Below are 22,462 nucleotides of genomic sequence, written 5' to 3' on the forward strand. Positions count from 1 at the left end.
CCGGCGTTGACGCTACAGTCACCCGCTGATCACTGAAATGTGACATAAATCACACTTTCACCGTCAAAGGAGTGCAACACATGAGCATGGGTAAACGCTTGTCCGCCGAATTCCTCGGCACGTTCTGGCTGGTTCTGGGGGGTTGCGGCAGTGCGGTGCTGGCGGCCAAGTTCGGCGGTGACGGCAATCCGCTGGGTATCGGGTTCCTCGGCGTCGCCCTGGCCTTTGGCCTGACCGTGGTGACCGGCGCCTATGCGTTCGGCCATATCTCCGGTGCGCACTTCAATCCGGCGGTCAGCGTCGGCCTGTGGGCCGGCGGCCGCTTCCCGACCAGGGACCTCGTGCCGTACATCATCGCCCAGGTGGCTGGCGGCCTGCTGGCCGGCTTCATCCTGCTGCAGATCGCGTCGGGGGCCAGCGGCTTCGCCATCGATGGCAGCCAGGCCGGTGCGTTCGCCAGCAATGGTTATGGTGCGCTGTCGCCTGGCGGTTACAGCGTGGCAGCGGCCTTCCTGTGCGAAGTGGTGCTGACCGCCGTGTTCCTGATCGTGATCATGGGCTCCACCCACGGCAAGGCGCCGGCGGGCTTCGCACCGCTGGCGATCGGCCTGTCGCTGACCCTGATCCACCTGATCAGCATCCCGGTCACCAATACCTCGGTGAACCCGGCCCGCTCCACCGCCGTGGCCTTCTTCGCCGGCAGCGGCGCGGTCAGCCAGCTGTGGCTGTTCTGGGTCGCCCCGCTGCTGGGCGGTGCGATCGGCGGCATCATCTACAAGTGGATCGGCAACGACCGCTGAGACCTGTGCGCGACCATTGCGGCCGACCATCGGCCGCAATGGTTACGCTTGTAACCGCAATTTGTGCGAGCGCTCACGTTCCGTTAAGGTTGAGTTGACCGTCCGTGCACATGCCGGCCGGGGGGGCATCCGGGGATGGGATGCCAAGGCCGCCGGTCCATACGGCGGAGCCAACGACACACCACCTTGGGGGATGCATGAAGTTCGCGCCTGTAGTGTTGTCGAGCCTGCTGTTCGCTGCGGCCCAGTCCGCCGCGCAGGCTCCCACCGAATGTCCTTCATTGCCGGCCAACAGCGGCCTGCAGTGGCAACAGCAGGCACAGGCCGATTTCCTGGTCTGCCGCGCCAGCACCAGCGATGGCCGCGAGGTACTGAGCCTGATGCTCAGTGCGCGCGATCCCAACCTTCCATTGAACCGCTCGCTGCGCCACGAAAAGGGCAGCTTCGGCGGTGAATCGCTGTACTGGTACCAGCCCGATCTGGGAGGCCAGCAGCCGCCTGGTTATGCCGAGCGCCGCATCAGTGTGGTCAAGCTCGACAAAGGGCGTTACGCGCAGATTTCGCTGTATCCGGACAGCGCGCAGGAACTGGGCGCGCTGCAGCAGCTGGCGCAGGGCATGAGCCTGACCCCGTCGGCCGTGGCTGCCGGGAACTGACGATGGCGGGGATGACTGCCTGGCAGCATCCCCGCAGGATCCGACGCGCGGGACGTCCGCCGGGCATGGCCCGGCGGCGTTACCGGTTTCCTTCACCGGGCATGGCCCGGCGCAATCCGTCAGAACTTGCCTTCCTGGAAATCGACGAAGGCCTGCATCAGTTCCTGCCGCGTGTTCATCACGAACGGGCCATGGCGCATCACCGGTTCGCGCAACGGACGACCGGCCACCAGGATCAGCCGCGCACCCTCGCTGCCGGCCGACAGATGCAGCTGCTCGCCACCACCCAGCACCGCCAGTTCCTGACGGGCGACATCGCGCGCCGCGTCCTGCTCACCCACGGTCACGCCACCTTCGAACACGTATGCAAAGGCGTTGTGCCCTTCCGGCAACGCATAGGTCCAGGCGCGATCCGGGGCCAGCGTGATGTCCAGGTACAGCGGCTCGGTGGCCGGCTGCACGATCGGGCCCTGCGTGCCATCCACGTTGCCGGCAATCACCTTCACGTCCACGCCCGCTTCCGGGTGCACCACCGGAATCCGCTCAGGAGCGAATTCCTGGTACTTCGGATCCGTCATCTTCTCCTTCGCCGGCAGGTTCACCCACAGCTGGAAGCCGCGCATCTGCCCGCTTTCCTGCTCGGGCATTTCCGAATGCACCAGGCCACGGCCTGCGGTCATCCACTGCACGCTGCCCGGGGTCAGCAGGCCCTCGTTGCCGTGGTTGTCGCGATGCCGCATGCGCCCGTCGAGCATGTAGGTGACGGTCTCGAAACCACGATGCGGATGCTCCGGGAAGCCGGCGATGTAGTCCTCGGCACGGTCCGTGCCGAATTCATCGAGCAGCAGGAACGGATCCAGGTCCGGCAGCGTGGGGCCGCCGATGACGCGGGTCAGGCGCACGCCGGCACCGTCGGAGGTGGGCATGCCACGGATGGTCCGCAGCACGCGGGCCGGTTCGGGAAAGCTCATGGCGACTCCTGTTGGATGGATGCCACTGAAGATGGACGCCACACGGCTGCGCGCCAATGGACAGCGCCGCAACCGATTGTTCCATCCCTGATGTTCGCTGCACGTCAGCGCAACAAGCGTACGACCAAAGTACTACCGCCGATTCGTCCTGTGCCAATTGACCCTGCCGAGGGCACGCGGGACTCTTTGACTGTCTTTCCGGGAGAGAGCACCTCATGAAAGGGTTTTCCAAAATAGGCTGGGCGGCCCTCGCCCTGCTCGGCGCCTTCTGTCTGGGCACCGTGGCCCTGCGCCGCGGCGAACACATCAATGCGCTGTGGATCGTCGTCGCCGCAGTTTCGCTGTACCTGGTCGCCTACCGCTTCTACAGCCTGTTCATCGCCAACAAGGTGATGCAGCTGGATCCGACCCGGGCCACCCCGGCGGTGATCAACAACGATGGCCTGGACTACGTGCCGACCAACAAGCACGTGCTGTTCGGCCACCATTTCGCCGCCATTGCCGGTGCCGGCCCGCTGGTCGGCCCGGTGCTGGCCGCGCAGATGGGCTACCTGCCCGGCCTGCTGTGGCTGGTGGTGGGCGTGGTGCTGGCCGGCGCGGTGCAGGACTTCATGGTCCTGTTCCTGTCCAGCCGCCGCAACGGTCGTTCGCTGGGTGATCTGGTGCGCGAGGAAATGGGCCAGGTGCCTGGAACGATCGCGTTGTTCGGCGCGTTCCTGATCATGATCATCATCCTGGCAGTGCTGGCGATGGTGGTGGTCAAGGCACTGGCCGAAAGCCCGTGGGGCATGTTCACGGTGATCGCGACGATGCCCATCGCGATCCTGATGGGCGTGTACATGCGCTACATCCGCCCCGGCAAGATCGGCGAGATCTCGGTGGTCGGCCTGATCCTGCTGCTGGCCGCGATCTGGTACGGCGGCAAGGTCGCCGCCGATCCGGTGTGGGGCCCTGCGTTCACCTTCACCGGCACCCAGATCACCTGGATGCTGATCGGCTACGGCTTCGTCGCCTCGGTGCTGCCGGTGTGGCTGCTGCTGGCACCGCGCGACTACCTGTCGACCTTCCTCAAGATCGGCACCATCATCGCGCTGGCCATCGGCATCCTGGTGGTGATGCCGGAACTGAAGATGCCGGCGCTGACCCAGTTCGCCGCCAGCGGTGATGGTCCGGTGTGGAAGGGCGGCATGTTCCCGTTCCTGTTCATCACCATCGCCTGCGGTGCGGTGTCCGGCTTCCACGCGCTGATCTCCTCGGGCACCACGCCGAAGCTGCTGGCCAATGAAGCACACATGCGCTACATCGGCTACGGCGGCATGCTGATGGAATCGTTCGTGGCGGTGATGGCACTGGTCGCGGCCTCGATCATCGATCCGGGCATCTACTTCGCGATGAACAGTCCGGCGGCAGTGATCGGTGCCGATGCCGCATCGGCAGCGCACTACATCACCAACACCTGGGGCTTCACCATCACCCCCGAACAGCTGACCGCGACCGCGGCGGCGATTGGTGAACCGACCATCCTGCATCGCGCAGGCGGCGCGCCGACACTGGCGGTGGGCATCGCGCAGATCCTGCACGAAGCGATTCCCAGTGGCAGCGACGCGATGATGGCGTTCTGGTACCACTTCGCGATCCTGTTCGAAGCACTGTTCATCCTCACTGCAGTCGACGCTGGCACCCGTGCCGGTCGCTTCATGCTGCAGGACCTGCTGGGCAACTTCGTGCCGGCGCTGAAGAAGACCGAATCGTGGACCGCCAACATCATCGGTACCGCCGGCTGCGTGGCGCTGTGGGGCTACCTGCTCTACACCGGCGTGGTCGATCCGTTCGGTGGCATCCAGACGCTGTGGCCGCTGTTCGGCATCTCCAACCAGATGCTGGCGGGTATCGCGCTGATGCTGGGCACCGTGGTGCTGTTCAAGATGAAGCGTGACCGCTATGCGTGGGTGACGGCGGTGCCAGCGATCTGGCTGCTGATCTGCACCACCTACGCCGGCTTCATCAAGATCTTCGACAGCAACCCGGCACAGGGCTTCCTGGCCCAGGCACACAAGTTCCAGGCCGCCCTGGCCAGCGACACCATCACCGCACCGGCCAAGTCGGTGGCGCAGATGAAGCAGATCGTGGTCAACGCCTATGTCAACACCGGCCTGACCGCGCTGTTCCTGCTGGTGGTGGGTGCAGTGCTGGTGTATTCGATCAAGACCATCCTGGCGGCACGCCGCAACCCACAGCGCAGCGACCGCGAGACCCCTTACGTGGCGCTGAAGCCACATGAAATGGTGGACCTGTGATGAGCACGCAACTGGTTCCCGCCGGCCAGTACCAGGCGCACCGCCGCATCTGGCGGCGCCTGGTGCAGACCGCACGGCTGTGCTGTGGCATTCCTGATTACGACAACTACGTCCGGCACATGCTGGAAAAGCATCCGGACCAGGAACCGATGGACTACAAGACGTTCTTCCGTGAACGCCAGGAAGCGCGCTACGGCGGACGCAACGGTGGTCGCTGCTGTTGAGGTTCTGTGTGGGTGCCGGGCTTGCAGCCCGGCGCCCGCAGGGGCAACTGCAACTGCAACTGCCAAAGCGTCGGCTCTGGTTCTCCATGAATTTGGCGGAGTGGTGTCGGATGGCGGGGACGCCGTAAACCCGTCCTTGGGGGCTTGGCCGCGGCATCCATGCCGCGGACACCCCGCCATCCGACACCACCCCACCTTCGACAGATTTCCGGTGACGGCAAGAAGGATCAGGAGTCAGATCCGTTTCCTCTGGGAAACGGATCTGACCCTTCTCTGTTCATGTATTCCCATGAAGTGCATCCACGCATGGCGTGGATCTATCCGGTGGCAGGCAAAAAGAAAGCCGAGCGTGGGCTCGGCTCTACACGGAGAAAGCGTGTTCGCGGCAATTGCCGTGAACACGCAACATGATCGTCAGCTCAGGACTCAGGCCCCCGCCATCCACTTCAGGATCAGGCCGGTGACATAGGCCAGTCCGGTGCCGGTTGCATAACCGACCGTGCCCAACAGCACGCCCACCGGGGCCAGCGTCGGATGGAACGCCGCCGCCACCACGGGGGCCGAAGCGGCCGCACCGATGTTGCCCTGCGAACCGATCGCGAAGAAGAACAACGGCGCGCGCAGCAGCTTGGCCACCACCCACAGCACCAGCACGTGGGTGGCCATCCAGATCGCGCCGAGCAGGAACAGCCACGGCCGGTCCAGCAGCGACAGCAGGTTCATCTGCATGCCGATGCAGGCGATCAGGAAGTACAGGAACACCGTACCCAGCCGCGAAGCGCCTGCGGCTTCCAGCCGGCGCGCACGGGTGAAGCTCAGGCCCAGGCCCATCGCGGTGGACAGCAGGATCACCCACACGAACTGGCTGTCCAGGCTGAACTGGCTGGCCCAGCTGACATTGGCCTTGAACCAGCCCGCCAGCGGCGCGGCGATGGCATGGGCCAGGCCGACGCCGCCCAGTGCCACGCCGACGATCACCATCAGGTCGGTCATGCTGGGAATACGCGCGTTCTGCGCCTCGTAGGCACTGATGCGCGCCTTCATCTCGTCGATGGCACGGGTGTCAGCACCGTTGCGGGTGTCGATCTGCTGTGCGCGGTTGGCCAGGAACAACAGGATGGCCATCCACAGGCTGGCGCAGGCCACGTCGACCACGGCGAACTGGCCGAAGGTGGTGGCATCGGTGCCGAACACTTCGCGCATGGCGACCATGTTGGCGCCGCCACCGATCCAGCTGCCGGCCAGCGCCGCCATGCCGGCCCAGGTATCACCGGCCACGGTTTCCGGGTGGATCAGCTTCATCAGCTGGAACGAAACGATGGCGCCGAGCATGATGCCGGCGGTACCGGCGCAGAACACGATCAGCAGTTTGGGGCCGAGCTTGGCAATGCCTTTGAGGTCGATCGACAGGGTCAGCAGGACCAGCGCGGCCGGCAGGAGCACGTCGCGTGCAACCGGGTTGTACAGCGAGGTGTTGTGGCCGTCGATGACACCGGCGGTGTTGTAGATGGCGGGGATGAAGTAGCACAGCAGCAGTGCCGGCACCCAGGCGAAGATTTTCTTCAGCAACGGGGTCGGACCACTGGCGGCCCAGAAGATCAGGGCCAGGGTGGCGGCAATCAGGCCCAGTCCAACGATGTCGTTGCTGATCAGGGCAGTAGCGGGTTCGGTCGGCATGGGATCCTCTGTCGATCGAAAGAGCGGGAAAAAAAAGCGCCGCATAAAGCGGCGCATCCGCAGATTAACATTGTCTTCACGCCGGGTCATGCTGCAGTGCCGGCTGCCCTTTCCCGGAGCCTCTCCCATGCAGCTCGGCGCCTTCTCCGTCAGCCTCTCGGTCAGGGACCTGTCGGCCTCCCGCACCTTCTACGAAGCACTGGGCTTCTCGGTGACCGGCGGCGAGCCGGCGCAGAACTGGCTGGTGATGCGCAACAACGGCATTGTCATCGGCCTGTTCCAGGGCATGTTCGAAGGCAACCTGCTCACCTTCAACCCGGGCTGGGACCAGCACAAGGAGGAGCTGCCCCACTTCCAGGACGTGCGCGAGCTGCAGGCGGAGCTGGATGCGAAGGGCATCGAACTGGCAGTGCGCACCGACCCTGATGGGCAGGGCACCGGCTATCTGCAGCTGGCCGATCCGGATGGCAATGTGATCCTGATCGACCAGCACGTGGCGCGGACGAACAGGCGGTGATGCGGACGGCATGCCAACCGAGGTTGGCATCTACCGGATTGCGGCCAGCCTGGGCTGGGTAGGCGTCAACCTGGGTCGACGGACCGCATGCCAACCAGGGTTGGCATCCTGAAGGACGGCCGGTTCAGGCCGGACGTGAGGCGCTGAAATCGAGCGTGGCACGCGTTCCGCGCGGGTCACAGGGATGCAGCTGCAGGGTCCAGCCCAGGTGTTCACACAGCCGCGCGATCAGATCCAGGCCGATGCCGCCGCCACGGTCGGCGCGCTCGCCACGGGCCATCCGCGCATGGATCGCCGCGATCTCCTCCGGGCTCATGCCATGCCCTGGGTCCTGCAGGGTCAACACCGCCGACGAGCTCAGGCGCAACTCGATGTGACCACGCCCACTGTTCTCGATGGCATTGCGCAGCAGGTTGCCGATCGCAGCCTGCACCACCGCCAACGGCGCGACGATATCCACCGGCGCTGCCTGGATGCCGATGCTCAGGTCCTTGTCGCCGAGCAGATGACGATGGTCGTCAACGATTTCCGGCAACAGCTGGTCCAGCGCGATGCGCTCGGCGCGCGCGGCCAGACGCGCCGGATCACGGGCCAGCACCAGCAACAGTTCGATCAGCTGCTCCACGCTCTGCGCGGTGCGCAGTACGCGCTGCATCTGCTGGCGCGCGCGCTCGGGCAGGCCCGGCTGTTCCAGTGCCAGCTCTGCAGCACCGGTCATCACCGCGATCGGCGTACGCAGTTCATGGCTGGCGGTGCTGATGAAGACCCGTTCGCGTTCGACGAACTGCTCGTTGCGGTCCAGGTAGTCGTTCAATGCATCGGCAATGGTATGCAGCTCGGAGCTGCCGCGCGGGTCGACCTCGATGCGCTGGCCCTGAACGCCCGGCCGCAGCGCGGCGATGTGCTGCGCCAGCAGGCTCAACGGACGCACCATGCGCTCCATGCCGAACGACGCCATCAGCACGGTGACGAAGATCATGATCACCCCGGCCAGCATCACCCAGCGCGTGGCGAACTGTTCCAGGTCATGGAAGTCGGAGATGTCCAGAACCAGCGCGACCCGGCCCATCGACTCGGTTTCGCGCACCATCACCGCCGTCTCACGCCCCTTGACCATCACGCCGTCATGCAGCCCCGGATGCAATGTGCGCAGGCCCTCGGGCAGGTTGACCGCATCGAACCGGTACAGGCTGAGCGTGTCCGAATCCTGCCAGCGGTAATGCGGCTCGTGCTCGACGTGCTCGACGATGCTGTCCAGTTCGGAATTGAGCAGTGCGCGCCAGGCGGCATGCTCGGCATGTTCATGCACATAGTTGCCGACGCTGAACACCGCGATCGACAGCAGCGCCAGATAGCCCAGCAACCACCACACCACGCGCCGGTACAGCGGCCCCGGCTTACGCGCCTTCATCGCCATCCTTGCTCGCATCGCTGGCGGTGGTCACCGCCAGCCGGTAGCCCACCCGCGGCAGGGTATGGATCAGTTTCTCGGCGAACGGACCATCGACGCTGCGGCGCAGTTCGTAGACATGCGAACGCAGCAGATCGCCATCCGGCGGTTCGTCGCCCCACAGGGCGAATTCCAGCTGCTGGCGGGTGACCGCGCCCGGGCTGGCGCGCATCAACACCTCCAGCAGCTTGCGGCAGGCCGGGTACAGGTGCAGCACCTGGTTGCCGCGCTGGGCTTCCAGGGTGGCCAGATCAAGCACCAGGTCGCCCACCTGCAGGCGCTTGCGCGGGTTGCGTCCCTGCGCGCGCAGCAGCAGCGCTTCCAGCCGCACCTCCAGTTCCGGCAGCGCGAACGGCTTGGTCAGGTAGTCGTCGGCGCCGGCACGGAAGCCGGCAATCTTGTCCGGCAGCTCGTCACGCGCGGTCAGCATGATCACCGGCACTTCCGATGCATGCTCGGTGCGCAGCCGGCGCAGCACCTCCGGGCCCTCCATGCGCGGCAGCATCCAGTCCAGGATGACCGCGTCATATGGATGGCTTCCGGCCAGGTGCAGTCCGGTGATGCCATCCGGCGCCACGTCGAGCACGTGCCCGCGCGACTCGAAATAGTCGAACAGGTTGGCCACCAGCTGGCGGTTGTCCTCGATCACCAACAGACGCATGCACGAAACATCCACGGAAGTTCGTACCATGGTAGCGCCGCACATGTCGGAATGCGGTCGCCCCGGCGCCGCTCTGACGCTTTTCCCACCCCTGCCACCTCAGAATGGCCGTTTTGCTCCCGGAGCCTGCCGTGCCCGTAGCCCTGCCCCGCCGTTGGCGCCTGCCCCTGTTGTGGCTGCTGATCATTGCTGCGCTGGCAGCGGGGATCGGCCTTCGGCAACCGCAGCCGCCGGACGAGCCACGCTTCGTGCTGGCGGCGAGGACCATGGTCGAGAGCGGGCAATGGCTGCTGCCGCACCGCGGCGTGGAGCTGTATGCGGAGAAGCCGCCGGTCTTCATGTGGCTGCAGGCGGCCGCCTACGAGATCGTCGGCAGCTGGCAGTGGTCGTTCCTGCTGCCGTCGTTGCTGGGCGCCCTGCTCAGCCTGTGGCTGGTGTCGGACCTGGCACGGCGGCTGTGGTCGCCACGGCATTCCATCTACGCCCTGGCGGCGCTGTTCTGCACCCTGCAGTTCGGGCTGATGGCCAAGCGCGCGCAGATCGACATGGTGCTGGTGGGCATGACCACCGTGGCCCTGTGGGGCCTGATGCGCCACCTGTGCGAACGCCGCAATCTGCCCGCCCTGTGGCTGGCCGGCTTTGCCGCCGGCGTGGGTACCGTGACCAAGGGCGTGGGCTTCCTGCCGCTGCTGATGGTGCTGCCCTGGCTTGGCTGGTGGCTGTACCAGCGTCGCCGGGGGTACACGGTGGAAGGCCCGCATCCGGCCACCCTGCTGTGGCTGATCCCCGCCTTCCTGCTGGGTGTCGGTGTGTGGCTGGCGCCGCTGGGCTGGGCCCTGCTGCACACGCCCACGGCCGAACTGCAGGCCTACGCGCATGAGCTGTTGTTCAAGCAGACCGGTACCCGTTACGCCAATGCCTGGCACCACCGGCAGCCCGCCTGGTACTACCTGCAGGTGATCCTGACCCTGTGGCTGCCGGGCAGCCTGCTGCTGCCGATGCTGTTCAAGCCCTGGTGGCGCCGTATCCGCCGAGGCGACCGCCGCCAGTGGCTGCTGCTGGGCTGGGCCGTGCTGGTGCTGGTGTTCTTCAGCGCCAGCCCAGGCAAGCGTGAGGTGTACCTGCTGCCGATGCTGCCGGCCATGGCGCTGGCCGTGGCACCGCTGCTGCCCGGCCTGTTGCGCCGCCTGTGCGTGCGCCGCTATCTGTTCGGCTACAGCGTGGTGCTGATGCTGGCCACCGGCACGCTGGGCGTGATGCTGATGACCGAACACCCGTGGGCGGTGGCCCAGCTGGAACGCCGGGCGATGCCCGACACCCTGCTGCCCGTGCTGGGGGATGGCCTGCTCACCTTTGCCATTGCCCTGGCCACGCTGATCGTGTGGCTGCGGGTACGCCGCGCGGCGACGCTGGTGCTGCTGACCCACGGCATGCTGTGGATGCTCTACGGCCTGGTGCTGATCCCCGCGCTGGACCCCTACGCCTCGGCGTCGGCGCTGATGCGCCGGGTCGGCGCGCGGATCGGACCAGACGCCGAACTGGCGCTGGTGGCCTGGCGCGAACAGAACCTGCTGCAGGCCGACCGCCCGGTACGCGAGTTCGGCTTCAAGCGCCCCTGGGCCGAGCAATGGCACGACGCCGGCCCGTGGCTGGCCGAGGCACCGGACAAGCGCTGGCTGCTGGTGCTGGACGACGCGATGAGCCCCTGCGTGGATCCGGCCAAGGTGATCGACATCGGTGTTGCCAACAGGAACCGTTGGCAACTGCTTCCCGGTACCGCGTGGAACCCGGACTGCCACGCCGAGCGGACAGGATCGACCGCCGAAGAAGACTGAACGTTGACACGTGCAGGACGAACATTAACCCGGCACGAACGAGCGTCCGACCCTTCTCCGACATCCAGGTGACGAGCATGACCGCGGATTCCCGAACCGCCCCTTCCCAGCATGCCCGTCCGTCCCCTTGATTCGGTAGCGCCGCTTGCGACATCGCCACTGGCGTCTCGATTTGCCGTAATTCACCTCTGGCTGCCTGTCGCAATCGGTCTGCCCTTGTTTACGCTGCTGATGGGCTTCGGCGGCGATCAATGGGTGGCCGATCATCTGTTCCGCCTTGAAGGCGGCCACTGGGCGTTGCAGGACGCCTGGATCACCCGCAGCGTCGTGCACAAGGCCGGCAAATGGCTGAGCACGGCAGCGGCGCTGGTCGTGATCCTGCTGTGCTTCCACCACTGGCGCAAAGGACGTGATCGCACCCTGCAATGGGCGCTGCTTTATGTCGTGATTGCCATGGCGCTGGGCACCGGCGTGATCTCCCTGCTGAAGTCGCTGGTACCGATGGAATGCCCGTGGGACCTGCTCCGCTACGGCGGCCACCAGCCTTTCATCGGGCTTTTCACGGCGCGCCCCGCAGGCATGGCCGCGCAGGCCTGCTTCCCGGCGGGGCATGCCAGCGCAGGCTACGCGTGGCTCTGCCTGTACTTCTTCGCGCTGCTGTGGCGCCCGTCCTGGCGCTGGGCCGGGCTGTGGATCGGCCTCGGCACCGGCCTGGTGTTCGGCATCAGCCAGCAGCTGCGGGGCGCCCATTTCCTTTCGCATGACGTTGCCACTGCGTTGATATGTTGGCTGCTTTCGCTGGGCCTGTATGTTCTGATCCGCCGTCAGCTGGACCGTCCCAACCGCCAGGAGGCAAACGCATGAGTGCATCGGTCCAACGCCCCGCCCGCCTCCCCGCCCTTGCGGGTCTTCGCCACTGGCGGCCGCAGCTTTCCACCGAAGCACTGATCGCGCTGACCAGCCTGTTCTTCGCGGTGGCCGGCAACGGCCTGTTCTGGCACAGCGCAATGGCCAGCCATCCGGGCAGCCTGCGCTACGGGCTTTCGCTGCTGCTGTTGCTGCTGGGTGCACACGGCGTACTGCTGGGCATCCTGGTCTGGCGCTGGAATGCCAAGGTGGTGATCAGCCTGTTGCTGCTGGTGACCGCATTCGCTGCGCACTACATGAGCCGCTACCACATCTACCTGGATGCGGACATGCTGCGCAACGTACTGGCGACCGACCCCAAGGAAAGCCGCGAGTTGATGACCGTGTCGCTGCTGTGGCCGGTGCTGTTGCTGGCAGTGCTGCCGATGGTGGTGCTGTGGCGTGTGCAGCTGCGCCGGCGCAGCTGGGGCCGCAGCCTGCTCTGGCGCGTCGGCTTCCTGGTGGTGGCGGCAGTGACCGCCGTGGGCGGTGCGTTGATCTCGTTCCAGGATGTCTCGGCACTGATGCGCAACCAGCGCGAAGTGCGTTACCTCGCTACGCCTGCAAATGTGCTGCTGGGCCTGCCGCGTGCATTGCGTGGCGACAACCCGGTGCAGCGCGCGCCGAAGCTGCCGATCGGCACCGACGCCAAGGCCACGCCGCGCGCTGCAGCCAGCAAGCCTCGCCTGCTGGTGATCGTCATGGGCGAGACCGTGCGTGCGCAGAACTGGGGCCTCAACGGTGGCCGCAACACCACCCCGGAACTGGCCCAGGCACCGGTGATCAACTTCCCCGACATGCACTCCTGCGGCACCAGCACCGAAGTGTCGCTGCCGTGCCTGTTCTCGCCGTGGGGACGCCACGACTACGACGAGAAGAAGATCCGCGCGCACCAGTCGCTGCTGCACGTACTGAACCGTGCCGGCATCGCACCGCTGTGGCGTGACAACCAGTCCGGCTGCAAGGGCGTGTGCGAAGGCCTGGAGTTCCAGTCGCTGTCCGATGCGACCACCCCGGGGCTGTGTGCCGACGGCCGCTGCATGGATGAGATCCTGCTGCAGAACCTGGCTACCCAGGTACGTGCAAAGCCCGGCGACCGGGTGGTGGTGCTGCACCAGCTGGGCAACCACGGCCCGGCGTACTTCGAGCGCTACCCAGCCGCCTTCGCCCGCTTCAAGCCAACCTGCGACACCCGTGACATCGGTCGTTGCTCGCGCGAAGAGATCACCAACAGCTACGACAACGCGGTGCTGTACACCGATCATTTCCTGAGCAAGACCATCGGCACGCTGCAGGGCATGCAGGATTACGACACGGCGATGATCTACCTGTCCGACCACGGCGAATCGCTGGGCGAGAAGGGCCTGTTCCTGCATGGCGTACCGTATGCGATTGCCCCGGCCGAGCAGACCCGCGTGCCGATGACGATGTGGTTCTCGCCGGGCTTCGCCAGCAGCCGTGGGTTGGACCTGCAGTGCGTGCGCAAGCGTTCGGCGGCGTATACCGACCATGACAACCTGTTCCCGTCGGTGCTGGGCCTGATGCAAGTGAAGACGGCGCTGTACGAGCGCGATCGCGACGTGTTCGCCAACTGCGAAGGTTGAGGGTTGTTCGGCAGGGCTTGCAGCCCTGCACCCGCAGAGGCAACGTCAACCGCAACGGCTGAAGCAACAGCAGAAGCGGGTTTCCTGACGGTTGGCGGGGTGGGTCCGGTGGCGGGAGACGCCGTAAACCCGTCCATGGGGGCTTGGCCGCGGCATCCATGCCGCGGACACTCCCGCCACCGGACCCACCCCGCCTTCGACAGTTTTCCGCGATCTGTCGGAATGGCGTTCTGCTCTGGTGGGTGTCGACCTTGGTCGACACAGTAGAGCCACGCCATGCGTGGATGATTCATTCGATACCTGACAGATGTGTCGACCAAGGTCGACACCCACCAACAGCCGCCGCGATCTGTCAGAGGTGGGGCGGTGTCGGAGTGCGGGGTGTCAGCCGCATGGGCCCGAGGCATGCCTCGGGCGGGTTGGACAGGACGCCCAACCCCGGTCTTGCCGTGTGCGCAGGAAAGCGCACACGAGCAAGCGGCTGCCAAGCCTACAAGGACGTACTTGCGGCGTCCCCGCACTCCGACACCGCCCCGCCAAACCACGGATAGTCCGCTGTTGCTTCGGCCTTTGCCCTTGATTGAACGCCTCTGCGGGTGCCGGGCGCCGCCCGGCCGACTTCCGCCACTTGCGGTGGCAGCCACTGCCCACTAGCCTTCGGCCGTCGTTCACCACCCAAGGATCGCCCGTGAAGCACCGTCATCTCCTGCTGGTTTCGGCTGTCGCCGCCGCCACGCTGGCCCTGGTCGCCTGCAAGAAGGAACCCACCCCAGGCACCGATACCGCCAGCAGCAGCGCTCCGGCCGGCGAAACCGCCGACCAGTTCGTGGCCCGCATCAATGCCGAATTCAAGGCCGCCTACCCGGAGATGACCTCGGCGCAGTGGCTGTCCTCCACCTACATCAACAGTGATTCCGAACGCATCGCGGCCAAGGCCAATGAGCGCTCGCTGACCCAGCTCAACAGCTGGATCGAGCAGGCCGCCAAGTTCGATGGCAAGCCGATGAGCGAGGACAGCAAGCGCGCGATCCATCTGCTGAAGCTGATGTCCTCGATGCCGGCGCCGCGCGATCCGGCCAAGCTGGCCGAACTGACCCAGATCGCCACCCGCATGGAAGGCAGCTACGGTGCCGGCAAGTACTGCACCGATGCCAATGATCCGAACTCCTGCCGCCAGCTCGGCGAGCTGGAGCAGGTGCTGGCACGCAGCCGCGACTACGACAAGCAGCTCGATGCCTGGCAGGGCTGGCACAGCACCACCAAGAGCATGCGTGGCGACTACCAGAAGTTCGTCGGTTTGGTGAACGAAGGCGCCAAGGGCATGGGCTTCACCGATGCCGGCCAGATGTGGCGCAGCGGCTACGACATGCCGCCGGAGCAGATCGGTCCGGAAACCGACCGCCTGTGGGAACAGGTCAAGCCGATGTACGAGCAGCTGCACTGCTACGCACGCGGCAAGCTGGACAAGACCTACGGCAAGGACAAGGCGGAAGTGGGCAACGGTCTGATCGCCGCGCACCTGCTGGGCAACATGTGGCAGCAGGACTGGTCGAACCTGTGGGACCAGCTGGAACCGTATCCGGGCGCAGGCAGCCTGGACATCACCGCGGCGCTGGAAAAGCAGTACCAGACCAACCTGAGCGCCGCGCTGGCCAAGGCTGGCAAGGATGCCAACGTGGCCGCGCAGTACAAGGCGCAGCGCGAGGCCGAACTGCGTACCGCCAAGCAGATGACCGAGCGCGCGCAGGACTTCTACGTGTCGCTGGGCATGCCGTCGCTGCCGCAGTCGTACTGGGAGAAGACCCAGTTCATCAAGCCCGATGACCGCGACGTGGTCTGCCACGCCAGCGCCTGGGACATGAACATGGAAGGCGACGTGCGCACCAAGATGTGCATCAAGCCGAACGAAGAAAACTTCACCACCATCTACCACGAGCTGGGCCACATCTATTACGACCTGGCCTACAACCCGCTGCCGCCGCTGTTCCAGGGAGGTGCCAACGATGGCTTCCACGAAGCGATCGGCGACACCATCGTACTGGCGATGACGCCCAAGTACCTCAGCTCGATCGGCCTGGTCGACGCGCCGACCGAGAGCCGCGAGGCGGTCATCAACAACCAGATGCGCATGGCACTGTCCGGTGTGTCGTTCCTGCCGTTCGGCCTGATGATCGACCGTTGGCGCTGGGGTGTGTTCGACGGTTCCATCACCGCCGACAACTACAACAAGGCGTGGTGGGACCTGAAGGCCAAGTACCAGGGTGTGGCCCCGGCCAGCACCCGTGGCGAGGAGTTCTTCGACCCGGGCGCGAAGTACCACGTGCCGGGCAACACCCCCTACACCCGCTACTTCCTGGCGCGCATCCTGCAGTTCCAGTTCTACAAGGGCCTGTGCGACGCGTCGGGCTACAAGGGCCCGCTGCATGAGTGCACCTTCTACGGCAACAAGGAAGCCGGCCAGAAGTACTGGGCAATGCTGAGCAAGGGTGCCAGCCAGCCGTGGCAGGCCACGTTGAAGGAGCTGACCGGTACCGACAAGCTCGATGCCGGCCCGATGATCGAGTACTTCACGCCGGTCAACGAGTGGCTGAAGCAGCAGAACGAAGGCCAGATGTGCGGCTGGCAGGCCAACGCGGCCCCGGCGGCGAAATGAAAGAAGGGGCGGGTCCGCAAGGTTCCGCCCCTTTCCGGTAGTGCCGGCCGCTGGCCGGCAACTGCACGGTGGAAATCCGTCTGGTAGCCGGCCAGCGGCCGGCTCTACCGCAACAGCGATCAGCTGTTCTTCTTCGCCGCCATCGCCGCGGCCAGCTCGGCCTTGAATTCGTCGAAGGTCTGGCCCTTCTCCCTGGCTTCGGCCTGTGCGGCATCGCGCAGTGCGTCGGAGTACACCAGGCGCACCGGCGTGCCATTGCGTTCGTGCAGCTCACCGGCCTGCATGATCAGCGCCAGCACCTGCGCAGCGCTCTCGCTGTGGCCGGCAATTCGGCCATCCATGCCCAGCACCCATTCGCCGTCGCGGCGCACGACACCGGCCAGCAGGGTGCGCTGTGCATCGCGCAGTTCCGCATGCGGCTCCACCGGCGAAGCCTGGGCAGCGGCCTTGTTGGCGGCCTGCTTTTCCTGGCGACGGCGCTGGTCGCGGCGGGTCTTGGAGCTGGTGGACATGGTGCGGTACCGCTGCGATAGGGGGGCGCAAGGATAGCGCACCCCGCCCGCAGCACCGCTTCACGCCCCTCAGTCCAGCACTTTGCCGTGCCGCCAGTAGCCCATGAAGGTGATCGCGCGGCGGTCCAGCCCGCAATCACGGACCAGGTGGCGACGGATCGCCATCACCGCCCCCGCCTCGCCTGCCACCCAGGCATACAGCGGCCCGGCGACGCTGGCATCGGCCTGCTCCCAGAGGATCTGCGCGTCGACATCGATCTCCTCCAGTTCGTCACCGACAGACACCGCCGAGACCGCTGCCAGCCGCGTCTGGACCGCCTGCAGCAGCGGCTGGCCGTGGGCCGCCTGACCACGCGGCAACCAGACCAGCTCGGCCGTGGACGGCGCCTTCAGCGGCACCGCGTCGCCGGCCTGCGCCACTTCCAGCAGCGCCAGCGTGCGTGGCGGATCGGCCAGCGCGGCCAGTTCCTCGAGGATGCCAGCCACTGCCGGCAGCGCGGTTTCATCCGCCACCAGCAGCACCTGGCCGACACCCGCCGGCGGTTTCCATTCCCAGCCTTCGCTGCTGTCGGCACAGTCGGCATCGGGGGCCAGCAGCACTACGCGGTCGCCCGGCCGCGCGTGGATGGCCCAGCGCGAGGCCGGTCCCGTCTCGCCATGCAGCACGAAATCAACGTCGACCTCGCCCTGCTCGGGACGCAGCTGGCGGATGGTGTAGGTGCGCATCGGCGGGCGCTGATCGTCCGGCAGCGCCCGGTAGCGCGGATACCAATCCTCGCCGCTGGGCACCTGCGGCACGTCCTGGCCGGGCAGGGGGAAGAACACCTTGATGCGCTGATCCGGGCCTTCGGTCTTCATCCGCGCCACGTCGGCACCGGTGAACACCATGCGGTCCAGGGAAGGGGAAAGAACGCGGCGCTCCTTCAGCGCCACCTCGAACAGGCGGTAGGTCTGCTGCGCAGCCATGGGGGAACCTCACGTAACGACATCGGATCGGCTGGCTGTCGTGCATCCACGCACCGGCTGGCTGGAGTGCCCAGCCTAGTCCGGTCGTTCCTCGCCGCAAGCGTTGCGGGCATCGCGGCCTGCCCTACCCCTGCGCGCTGCTCAATGGCCCGTGCAGGCTGCCTGCGCCGCGCGTTCACGCTGGTGTTCCCAGTACCAGAACACGAAGCCGGCAGCGAAGAACGCGGCCTGGCCCAGCGCCAGGTGCAGCGGGCTGGCACTGAGCAGCGGCGACACCACGCCGGCCACCACCGTGCTGATCATCAGCTGCACGAAGGCCTGCAGCGACGACGCCAGGCCACGCTGGTGCGGGTACATGTCCAGCACCGCCAGGGCCAGGATCGGGAAGATCAGCGACATGCCCATGCCGCCCAGGAAGATCGGCAGCACTGCCCACGGCAGCACGAACTGCGGCGACAGCGCCACGTAGCCGACATTCAGCAGCGCCGACAGCGCGCACAGGCTGAAACCGATGGCGACCTGGCGGGTGGGCGTGGTGTGCCCGGCCATGCGCCCGGACAGGAACGAGCCGGTGGTCATGCCGCCGATGGTGGGAATGAACAACCAGGCGAAACCGCCCTCGCCCAGGTGCAGGTGCTGCATCACGAACACCGGCGCCGAGGAGATGTACAGGAAGATGCCGCCGAAACCGATGCTGCCGGCCAGCGCCAGGCGCAGGAAGCGCGGGTTGAAGCCGATGCGCACGTAGTCACGCAGCAGCACGCGCGGCGACAGCGGCACCCGCGCCTCGACCGGATGGGTTTCCGGCAGGAAGCGCGCGGTGGCCGCCAACAGCACCAGCCCGAACACCACCAGGAACCAGAAGATCAGCGGCCAACCTGCGCCACTGAGCAGGATCCAGCCACCGATGATCGGTGCGATGGCCGGGGCGATGCCGAACAGCATCGACACCTGGCTCATCAGCCGCTGGGCATCGTGGCCGTGGTACAGGTCGCGGATCACCGCGCGGCCGACGATCATGCCGACACCCGCCGACAGGCCCTGCAGCGCGCGGAACGCCAGCAGCGTGGTCAGGTCGGTGGACAGCGCACAACCGACCGAGGCGCCGACGAACACCACCAGGCCACCGAGGATCACCCGCTTGCGGCCCCAGGCGTCGGACAGCGGGCCGTGTGCCAGGCTCATCAGGCCGTAGAACAGCAGGTACACGCTGATGGTCTGCTGCACCGCCACCTCGTCCACCGCCAGGCGCTGGGCCAGCTGCGGGAATGCCGGGAAGATGGTGTCGATCGAGAACGGGCCGAACATGGCCAGGCCGGCAAGCAGCAGGGCCATGCGGCGGGTGGAGGGGGCAACAGCGGCGGTCATGGAGGAAGCGTCCGGCAGGGCCATGCGGGGCACGCACGGCGGGCGCCGGTCCCGCAGCAACGGGGACGGCGCCAGATGAATTCGGGTATCCGCCCATCATAGGTGGGGATTGCGCTTGATGCCATGCAGCACTGCACAAAACGCACGGCCGGGCCATCGGCCATTCAGGCGCGGCGGCCATGCCCGGAGGCGGCCGGCGGGCCCGCAACGGGCTATAATCGGCGGGCAACACGGTGGGAGAAGCGGAACACCGCTGCCGAAGGCGCAACGCCCGTAATCGCTCAGGCCCGATACCACCCGTAACACAACTCTGGAGAGACCGGTTCGATCCGGCGCCGAAGGGGCACGAAGTTGCGGTTTTCCGCGCTTCCAAACTCTCAGGCAAAAGGACAGAGGGGCGCCCCGCAGACCGCCAGCCGGCGGCTTGTGCCCGTGCGTGTGCCCTTTCCTGACGGATCCTTCGCCATGTCCCAGAACACCCCTTCCCTGCGTGAGCTCGAGCACCACAACGCGTTCGTCGAGCGCCACATCGGCCCCAACGACGCCGAGATCGCGCAGATGCTCGACGTCGTCGGCCACGCGTCGCTGGATGCGATGACCGATGCCATCGTGCCGGCCAAGATCAAGTCGCCGGCGCCGCTGGCGCTGCCGGAGTCGATGACCGAAGTGCAGGCACTGGCGAAGATCCGTGCGATCGCCGACAAGAACACCGTGCTGCGCAGCTTCATCGGCCAGGGCTACTACGGCACCCACACGCCGAACGTGATCCTGCGCAACATCCTGGAAAACCCTGCCTGGTATACCGCCTACACCCCGTACCAGGCGGAAATCTCGCAGGGCCGCATGGAAGCGCTGATCAACTTCCAGACCCTGTGCGCCGACCTGACCGGCATGGAAATCGCCAACGCCTCGCTGCTGGACGAAGCCACCGCCGCTGCTGAAGCGATGACCCTGGCCAAGCGTTCGGCCAAGTCCAAGTCGGACACCTTCTTCGTGCACGACGCCGTGCATCCGCAGACGCTGGAACTGCTGCGTACCCGCGCCGAGCCCATGGGCATCGTGCTGCGCGTCGGCACCCCGGCCGAAGCGCTGGAAGCGGAAGCCTTCGGCCTGCTGCTGCAGTATCCGGATACCTTCGGCCAGGTGGGCGACTACAAGGCGCTGGTCGATGCCGTGCACGCACGCGGCGGCCTGGTGGCCGTGGCCACCGACCTGCTGGCCCTGACCCTGCTGGCCGCCCCGGGCGAATGGGGCGCGGACATCGTGGTCGGCAACAGCCAGCGTTTCGGCGTGCCGTTCGGCTTCGGTGGCCCGCACGCCGCCTTCATGGCCTGCCGTGACGCCTACAAGCGCTCGATGCCGGGCCGCCTGATCGGTGTTTCGGTCGATGCCCAGGGCAACCCGGCCTACCGCCTGACCCTGCAGACCCGCGAGCAGCACATCCGCCGCGAGAAGGCGACTTCCAACATCTGTACCGCGCAGGTGCTGCTGGCGGTGATGGCCTCGATGTACGCCGTTTACCACGGCCCGGAAGGCCTGACCCGCATTGCCCGCCGCACCCATCGCCTGGCCTCGATCCTGGCCGCAGCGCTGCGCAATGCCGGCGTGCAGGTCGGTGGCGATTTCTTCGACACCCTGCATGTCACCGGCGTGCATGCCGATGAGATCCATGCCAAGGCCCGCGCCGCCGGCTACAACCTGCGCGCGATCGACAGCGACTCGGTCGGCATCAGCCTGGACGAAACCACCACCCGCGCCGACATCGTTGCCGTGGCGGCCGTGTTCGGTGCCTCGCTGGACGTCGACGCGCTGGATGCCAGCACCGCCGACGCGCTGCCGGCCGGCCTGCTGCGCCAGTCCGCGTTCCTGACCCACCCGGTGTTCAACACCCACCACAGCGAGCACGAGCTGCTGCGCTACCTGCGTTCGCTGGCCGACAAGGACCTGGCGATGGATCGCACGATGATCCCGCTGGGTTCGTGCACCATGAAGCTCAACGCCACCGCCGAGATGATTCCGGTGACCTGGCCGGAGTTCTCGCAGATCCACCCGCTGGTGCCGGCCGACCAGGCGCTGGGCTACAAGGAACTGATCGACACGCTGGAAGCGATGCTGGTCGAATGCACCGGCTACGACGCAGTCAGCCTGCAACCGAATTCCGGCGCGCAGGGTGAGTACGCCGGCCTGCTGGCGATCCGCGCCTACCACCGCTCGCGCGGCGAGGGCCACCGCGACATCTGCCTGATCCCGGATTCGGCACATGGCACCAACCCGGCTTCGGCGCAGATGTGCGGCATGAAGGTCGTGGTGACCAAGACCGACGCCAACGGCAACGTTGACGTCGAGGACATCCGCCTCAACGCCGAGAAGTACAGCGACCGCCTGGCCGCGATCATGATGACCTACCCGTCCACGCACGGCGTGTTCGAGGAAGAGGTGGTCGAGATCTGCGAGATCATCCACAAGCACGGCGGCCAGGTGTACACCGACGGCGCCAACATGAACGCCCTGGTGGGCGTGGCCAAGCCGGGCAAGTGGGGTTCGGACGTTTCACACCTGAACCTGCACAAGACCTTCTGCATCCCGCACGGCGGTGGTGGCCCGGGCGTCGGCCCGTGCGCGGTCAAGGAGCACCTGGCCCCGTTCCTGCCGGGCAAGCTGGGTGACAACGGTCCGGTCGGCATGGTCAGCGCCGCCAGCTTCGGCAGTGCCTCGATCCTGCCGATCAGCTGGATGTACATCGCGATGATGGGCCGTGAAGGCCTGCGCAAGGCCACACAGGTCGCGCAGCTCAACGCCAACTACATCGCCAAGCGCCTGGCCCCGCACTTCAAGACCCTGTACACCGGCCGCAACGGCCTGGTGGCGCATGAGTGCATCCTGGACGTGCGCCCGCTGGAGAAGACCAGCGGCATCGGCGCCGAGGACGTGGCCAAGCGCCTGATCGACTTCGGCTTCCATGCCCCGACCCTGAGCTTCCCGGTGGCTGGCACGCTGATGGTCGAACCGACCGAGAGCGAGTCGCTGCACGAGCTGGACCGCTTCATCAACGCGATGATCCAGATCCGCGAGGAAATCACCGCGATCGAAGACGGCCGCCTGGACCGCGAGGACAACCCGCTGAAGAACGCGCCGCACACCGCGACCGCGGTGACCGCCAGCGAGTGGACCCACGCCTACCCGCGCGAACTGGCCGCCTTCCCGCTGGCCAGCCTGAAGCAGAGCAAGTACTGGCCGCCGGTGGCCCGCGTCGACAACGTGTATGGCGACAAGAACGTGATGTGCGCCTGCATCCCGGTCGATGCCTACAAGGATGATGAAGTCGAGGCTTGATTCCTCGCTGCATCGGTAAAGAGAACGGCCCG

The 22,462-nt window shown here is 66.4% G+C and carries 17 protein-coding genes and 1 riboswitch; of the genes, 10 read left to right on the forward strand and 7 right to left on the reverse strand.

All coding sequences use genetic code 11. The annotated features are described in order from the left end of the window. Positions 1-80: 80 nt before the first annotated feature. Together aqpZ and ACZK29_RS16355 are read left to right on the forward strand one after the other, a co-directional pair. On the forward strand, positions 81-800 hold the full coding sequence (aqpZ, locus tag ACZK29_RS16350) for an aquaporin Z (RefSeq protein ID WP_106551167.1): 720 nt from the start codon (positions 81-83) through the stop codon (positions 798-800). Positions 801-997: 197 nt separating this feature from the next. After that, positions 998-1,456 (forward strand): hypothetical protein, encoded by a 459-nt coding sequence (locus ACZK29_RS16355; RefSeq protein ID WP_111205297.1) that lies wholly within the window; start codon positions 998-1,000, stop codon positions 1,454-1,456. A gap of 119 nt (positions 1,457-1,575) precedes the next feature. On the opposite strand, the gene ACZK29_RS16360 is transcribed toward ACZK29_RS16355, so the two are convergent. Further along, entirely contained in the window at positions 1,576-2,427 is an 852-nt protein-coding gene (locus ACZK29_RS16360; RefSeq protein ID WP_111205298.1) for a pirin family protein, read from the reverse strand. A 215-nt stretch (positions 2,428-2,642) separates the two neighbouring features. Between ACZK29_RS16360 and ACZK29_RS16365 the strand changes: the two genes are divergently transcribed. Both ACZK29_RS16365 and ACZK29_RS16370 read left to right on the forward strand, forming a co-directional pair. After that, complete coding sequence (locus ACZK29_RS16365; protein WP_049427667.1) at positions 2,643-4,724, forward strand: carbon starvation CstA family protein; 2,082 nt, start codon at positions 2,643-2,645, stop codon at positions 4,722-4,724. Further along, positions 4,724-4,948 (forward strand): YbdD/YjiX family protein, encoded by a 225-nt coding sequence (locus ACZK29_RS16370; RefSeq protein ID WP_005410613.1) that lies wholly within the window; start codon positions 4,724-4,726, stop codon positions 4,946-4,948. Before ACZK29_RS16365 ends, ACZK29_RS16370 begins: the two co-directional genes overlap by 1 nt. A gap of 426 nt (positions 4,949-5,374) precedes the next feature. On the opposite strand, the gene ACZK29_RS16375 is transcribed toward ACZK29_RS16370, so the two are convergent. Further along, positions 5,375-6,625, reverse strand: coding sequence for a DUF819 family protein (locus tag ACZK29_RS16375; RefSeq protein ID WP_111205300.1), 1,251 nt, complete (start codon positions 6,623-6,625; stop codon positions 5,375-5,377). 127 nt (positions 6,626-6,752) lie between these two features. Here ACZK29_RS16375 and ACZK29_RS16380 point away from each other — a divergent pair, with 127 nt between their 5' ends. Beyond that, on the forward strand, positions 6,753-7,142 hold the full coding sequence (locus ACZK29_RS16380) for a VOC family protein (protein WP_478446244.1): 390 nt from the start codon (positions 6,753-6,755) through the stop codon (positions 7,140-7,142). A 124-nt stretch (positions 7,143-7,266) separates the two neighbouring features. On the opposite strand, the gene ACZK29_RS16385 is transcribed toward ACZK29_RS16380, so the two are convergent. Beyond that, positions 7,267-8,553: a sensor histidine kinase gene (locus ACZK29_RS16385; protein WP_111205302.1), complete on the reverse strand. Its 1,287-nt coding sequence runs from the start codon at positions 8,551-8,553 to the stop codon at positions 7,267-7,269. Then, a complete protein-coding gene (locus tag ACZK29_RS16390; protein WP_111205303.1) occupies positions 8,540-9,253 on the reverse strand; it encodes a response regulator transcription factor in 714 nt (237 codons plus the stop codon). The genes ACZK29_RS16385 and ACZK29_RS16390 overlap by 14 nt, the downstream gene beginning before the upstream one ends. 131 nt (positions 9,254-9,384) lie before the next feature. Between ACZK29_RS16390 and ACZK29_RS16395 the strand changes: the two genes are divergently transcribed. The 4 genes from ACZK29_RS16395 to ACZK29_RS16410 all read left to right on the forward strand — a co-directional run bounded on the left by ACZK29_RS16395 (position 9,385) and on the right by ACZK29_RS16410 (position 16,251). After that, a complete protein-coding gene (locus ACZK29_RS16395; RefSeq protein WP_478446245.1) occupies positions 9,385-11,088 on the forward strand; it encodes an ArnT family glycosyltransferase in 1,704 nt (567 codons plus the stop codon). A gap of 111 nt (positions 11,089-11,199) precedes the next feature. Beyond that, positions 11,200-11,952 carry a phosphatase PAP2 family protein gene (locus ACZK29_RS16400; RefSeq protein ID WP_049429975.1) on the forward strand — a complete coding sequence of 251 codons (753 nt, stop codon included), beginning with the start codon at positions 11,200-11,202 and terminating at the stop codon, positions 11,950-11,952. Further along, positions 11,949-13,598 (forward strand): phosphoethanolamine transferase, encoded by a 1,650-nt coding sequence (locus tag ACZK29_RS16405; RefSeq protein WP_478446246.1) that lies wholly within the window; start codon positions 11,949-11,951, stop codon positions 13,596-13,598. The genes ACZK29_RS16400 and ACZK29_RS16405 overlap by 4 nt, the downstream gene beginning before the upstream one ends. Positions 13,599-14,286: 688 nt before the next feature. After that, positions 14,287-16,251 carry a M2 family metallopeptidase gene (locus tag ACZK29_RS16410; RefSeq protein ID WP_478446247.1) on the forward strand — a complete coding sequence of 655 codons (1,965 nt, stop codon included), beginning with the start codon at positions 14,287-14,289 and terminating at the stop codon, positions 16,249-16,251. A 119-nt stretch (positions 16,252-16,370) separates the two neighbouring features. Here the strand turns inward: ACZK29_RS16410 and ACZK29_RS16415 are convergent, their stop codons facing one another. The 3 genes from ACZK29_RS16415 to ACZK29_RS16425 form a co-directional block, all read right to left on the reverse strand. Continuing rightward, entirely contained in the window at positions 16,371-16,763 is a 393-nt protein-coding gene (locus tag ACZK29_RS16415) for a hypothetical protein (RefSeq protein WP_478446248.1), read from the reverse strand. A gap of 69 nt (positions 16,764-16,832) precedes the next feature. Continuing rightward, entirely contained in the window at positions 16,833-17,729 is an 897-nt protein-coding gene (locus ACZK29_RS16420; protein ID WP_478446249.1) for a siderophore-interacting protein, read from the reverse strand. Positions 17,730-17,870: 141 nt separating this feature from the next. Further along, positions 17,871-19,097, reverse strand: coding sequence for a multidrug effflux MFS transporter (locus ACZK29_RS16425; RefSeq protein ID WP_106550324.1), 1,227 nt, complete (start codon positions 19,095-19,097; stop codon positions 17,871-17,873). A gap of 300 nt (positions 19,098-19,397) precedes the next feature. Next, positions 19,398-19,500: riboswitch (glycine riboswitch) on the forward strand. Positions 19,501-19,562: 62 nt separating this feature from the next. On the opposite strand from ACZK29_RS16425, the gene gcvP reads away from it, so the two are divergent. Next, the gene (gene gcvP / locus ACZK29_RS16430; RefSeq protein ID WP_049429962.1) at positions 19,563-22,430 is read left to right on the forward strand and encodes an aminomethyl-transferring glycine dehydrogenase; all 2,868 of its coding nucleotides are present in this window, start codon (positions 19,563-19,565) and stop codon (positions 22,428-22,430) included. Positions 22,431-22,462 lie beyond the last annotated feature (32 nt).

Source organism: Stenotrophomonas sp. 89682_Sma, assembly GCF_056481405.1.

Bases quoted from the DNA above. Each gene is read 5' to 3' on its own strand.
- ACZK29_RS16415 (WP_478446248.1), bottom strand. From the start codon at position 16,763: ATGTCCACCAGCTCCAAGACCCGCCGCGACCAGCGCCGTCGCCAGGAA.
- ACZK29_RS16385 (WP_111205302.1), bottom strand. From the start codon at position 8,553: ATGAAGGCGCGTAAGCCGGGGCCGCTGTACCGGCGCGTGGTGTGGTGG.
- ACZK29_RS16380 (WP_478446244.1), top strand. From the start codon at position 6,753: ATGCAGCTCGGCGCCTTCTCCGTCAGCCTCTCGGTCAGGGACCTGTCG.
- ACZK29_RS16365 (WP_049427667.1), top strand. From the start codon at position 2,643: ATGAAAGGGTTTTCCAAAATAGGCTGGGCGGCCCTCGCCCTGCTCGGC.
- ACZK29_RS16355 (WP_111205297.1), top strand. From the start codon at position 998: ATGAAGTTCGCGCCTGTAGTGTTGTCGAGCCTGCTGTTCGCTGCGGCC.
- aqpZ (WP_106551167.1), top strand. From the start codon at position 81: ATGAGCATGGGTAAACGCTTGTCCGCCGAATTCCTCGGCACGTTCTGG.
- ACZK29_RS16400 (WP_049429975.1), top strand. From the start codon at position 11,200: ATGCCCGTCCGTCCCCTTGATTCGGTAGCGCCGCTTGCGACATCGCCA.
- ACZK29_RS16360 (WP_111205298.1), bottom strand. From the start codon at position 2,427: ATGAGCTTTCCCGAACCGGCCCGCGTGCTGCGGACCATCCGTGGCATG.
- ACZK29_RS16375 (WP_111205300.1), bottom strand. From the start codon at position 6,625: ATGCCGACCGAACCCGCTACTGCCCTGATCAGCAACGACATCGTTGGA.
- ACZK29_RS16425 (WP_106550324.1), bottom strand. From the start codon at position 19,097: ATGACCGCCGCTGTTGCCCCCTCCACCCGCCGCATGGCCCTGCTGCTT.
- ACZK29_RS16390 (WP_111205303.1), bottom strand. From the start codon at position 9,253: ATGCGTCTGTTGGTGATCGAGGACAACCGCCAGCTGGTGGCCAACCTG.
- ACZK29_RS16420 (WP_478446249.1), bottom strand. From the start codon at position 17,729: ATGGCTGCGCAGCAGACCTACCGCCTGTTCGAGGTGGCGCTGAAGGAG.
- ACZK29_RS16405 (WP_478446246.1), top strand. From the start codon at position 11,949: ATGAGTGCATCGGTCCAACGCCCCGCCCGCCTCCCCGCCCTTGCGGGT.
- gcvP (WP_049429962.1), top strand. From the start codon at position 19,563: ATGTCCCAGAACACCCCTTCCCTGCGTGAGCTCGAGCACCACAACGCG.
- ACZK29_RS16370 (WP_005410613.1), top strand. From the start codon at position 4,724: ATGAGCACGCAACTGGTTCCCGCCGGCCAGTACCAGGCGCACCGCCGC.